The following is a 2,483-nucleotide window of genomic DNA, read 5'->3' on the forward strand; positions in this document are numbered from 1 at the left end:
CCGTCGAGGCGTCCGAAGCGCTCCCGCGCGGTGGCGACCAGCCGCGCGGGCGCATGCGGGTCGGAGTTGTCGGCCGCCGCACCGGCCGCGTTCGGACCGAGCCCGGCGGCGGCGTCGGCCGCCCGCTTCTCGTCCCGGCCGGTCAGGAGGACCTTCGCGCCGTCGGCGGTCAGTTCCCGGGCAGAGGCGAGGCCGAGACCGCGCGTGGCCCCGGTGACGATGTAGACACGGTCCTTCAGTCCAAGATCCATGCCGACACGCTACGCCGTCGCCGGCTCCTGCCGGGAGGCTTCGGCCCGGGCGGCCTCTTCCTCGCGCTCGCGCTTCTCCCGCCGTACGAGGATCACCCAGCCCACCGGAACCGCGCCGGTGAACAGCCACCACTGGACGGCGTACGCCATGTGCGGGCCGATCGAGTCGTGGTCGGGGTCCGCGATGGTCTCCGGGGAACCGTCCGCCGGGACCGGAGCGGTGAGCTCCAGATATCCGCCGAGGACGGTCCGGCCCAGGTACTCCGCCTGCTGCGCGCTGTTGATCAGCATCACCTGACGGTCCGGCAGGCCCTTGCGGTCCTTGATGCCGCTGCCGCCGCTGGTCTCGTCGGCCTTGAGCCGGCCGGTGACCGTGACCTCGCCGGCGGGCGCGGCCGGCACCGGCGGGTAGGCGCGCGGGTCGCCGCCGCCCGGCACCCAGCCCCGGTTGACCAGGACCACCCGGCCGTCGGAGAGGACCAGCGGGGTCAGGACGTGGAAGCCGACCTTGTCGTCGTTGTCGGTGCGCATCCGTACGACGACCTCGTGCGCGGTGTCGTACGTACCGGTCGCGGTGACGGCGCGCCAGAAATCCGCGCGGGGGACCCGGTGCCCGGGGGAGGTGACCTCGGTCACGGGGGCCGGCTCGGCCCGCAGGTTGGCCTCGATCAGCTGGTTCTGCGCGATCCGGTGCTCATGGCGGTGGTACTGCCAGAACCCCAGCTTGATCATCGCGGGGATGAGGGCGAGGGCCATCAGGGTGAGGAACACCCACTGCCGGGTCAGCACAAAGCGGTACACGCCCACGACGGTACCCGCAGCACGAAGGACCCCGGCGGCCGGGTGGCCGTCCGGGGTCATGGCGTACGGATCGGTTGTCGGGACGAGCTGTCGTGTCGGGACGAGCTGTCGGGACGAGCTGTCTGGACAAGCTGTGGGGACGAGCTGTCGGGACAGGGCCGCGACGTGGGGGAGTCAGACGCGGTCGACGATGCCCACCTTCCCCTCCGCCCGGGCGCAGTGCGCCCCGCAGAACCACTGCCCGCCGACCTCGACGCCCTGGCCGATGATCGAGACCCGGCAGTGCTCGCAGACGGGCGCCATGCGGTGGATGGCGCAGGAGAAGCAGTCGAAGACGTGCACCGCGCCTTGTGCATGAACTTCGAAGGACATGCCGTAATCGTTTCCGCAGACTTCACAACGTGCCATGGGCCGAATGCTGCGCACGGGGAACGGGCGGAACAAGATCCAGCGGGGTGAGTCGCGGCGCCTGCACCCGGCCGGCGCAACGGCCCCCCGGTTCAGGACTCGGCCGGGGCCACGTCCCGCAGCAGTTGTGTGAAGGCCGCCTCGTCGACGACCGGCGTGCCGAAGCTCTTGGCCTTGACCGTCTTGGAGGTCGCCGAATCGGGGTCGTTGGTGACCAGGAGACTGGTGAGCCGCGACACACTCGTCGCGATGTGCAGGCCCGCCTCGACCGCACGGTCCTCCAGCAGCTCGCGCTCCACCGAGGTGTCACCGGAGAAGGCGATCCGCATGCCCTGCTTCAGCGGCTTGCCGTCTTCGAAGCGCCCCGGATTCGGGTGCGGGCACGGCGGCCGCTTGCGAGAGGGCCGCCAGCTGCTGGCCCGGTAGGAGGCCTGGTACCCGACCCGCGGGGTGACGGCGGAGTCCGACCACTCCGTCAGCGGCCGGCATTCCAGCAGGGGCAGCCGTACGCCGCCCTGCGCGGCCGCGTGCAGCGAGGGCCGGAACGCCTCCGCCAGCACGCGGGCGTCGTCGAGCGCGTGGTGGGCGCGCTGCTGGACCACGCCGAAGTGCGCGGCGAGCGACTCCAGCTTGTGGTTGGGCAGCGGCAGGTCCAGTTCCTTCGACAGGGCGATGGTGCACAGCCGCTGACGGACCGGTGCGGTCGCGGCGGCCCGCGCGTACTCCCGGGCGATCATCTGCCAGTCGAAGATGGCGTTGTGCGCGACCAGTACCCGGTCCGCGAGCCGGCCGGCGAACTCCTCGGCGATGTCCTCGAAGAGCGGGGCGTCGGCGAGCATCGCGCTCGTCAGCCCGTGGATCCACACCGGTCCCGGGTCCCGCCGCGGGTTGACCAGCGTGTACCAGTGGTCCTCCACATTGCCTTGGGCGTCGAGCCGGTAGACGGCGGCGGAGACTATCCGGTCGTCGCGAGCGAGCCCGGTGGTCTCCACGTCGACGACCGCGTACCCCTCTGGGTACGCG

4 protein-coding genes are annotated in these 2,483 nt (G+C 71.7%); all 4 read right to left on the bottom strand.

What is annotated here, in order from left to right; translation table 11 throughout:
* On the bottom strand, positions 1 to 251 hold a 251-nt coding region (locus tag ACWGIU_RS35395; protein WP_453712194.1), incomplete at its 3' end, for an SDR family NAD(P)-dependent oxidoreductase.
* A gap of 9 nt (positions 252 to 260) precedes the next feature.
* Positions 261 to 1,052 carry an SURF1 family cytochrome oxidase biogenesis protein gene (locus ACWGIU_RS35400; protein ID WP_453712195.1) on the bottom strand — a complete coding sequence of 264 codons (792 nt, stop codon included), beginning with the start codon at positions 1,050 to 1,052 and terminating at the stop codon, positions 261 to 263.
* Between the two features lie 174 nt (positions 1,053 to 1,226).
* On the bottom strand, positions 1,227 to 1,460 hold the full coding sequence (locus tag ACWGIU_RS35405) for a hypothetical protein (protein ID WP_453712196.1): 234 nt from the start codon (positions 1,458 to 1,460) through the stop codon (positions 1,227 to 1,229).
* 92 nt (positions 1,461 to 1,552) lie between these two features.
* Positions 1,553 to 2,483, bottom strand: a 931-nt coding sequence (locus ACWGIU_RS35410; protein ID WP_453712197.1) for a DEDDh family exonuclease, incomplete at its 5' end; no start/stop codon positions are given.

The sequence above is a fragment of the Streptomyces sp. NPDC054840 genome (assembly GCF_053611065.1).

Bases quoted from the DNA above. Each gene is read 5' to 3' on its own strand.
- ACWGIU_RS35405 (WP_453712196.1), bottom strand. From the start codon at position 1,460: ATGGCACGTTGTGAAGTCTGCGGAAACGATTACGGCATGTCCTTCGAA.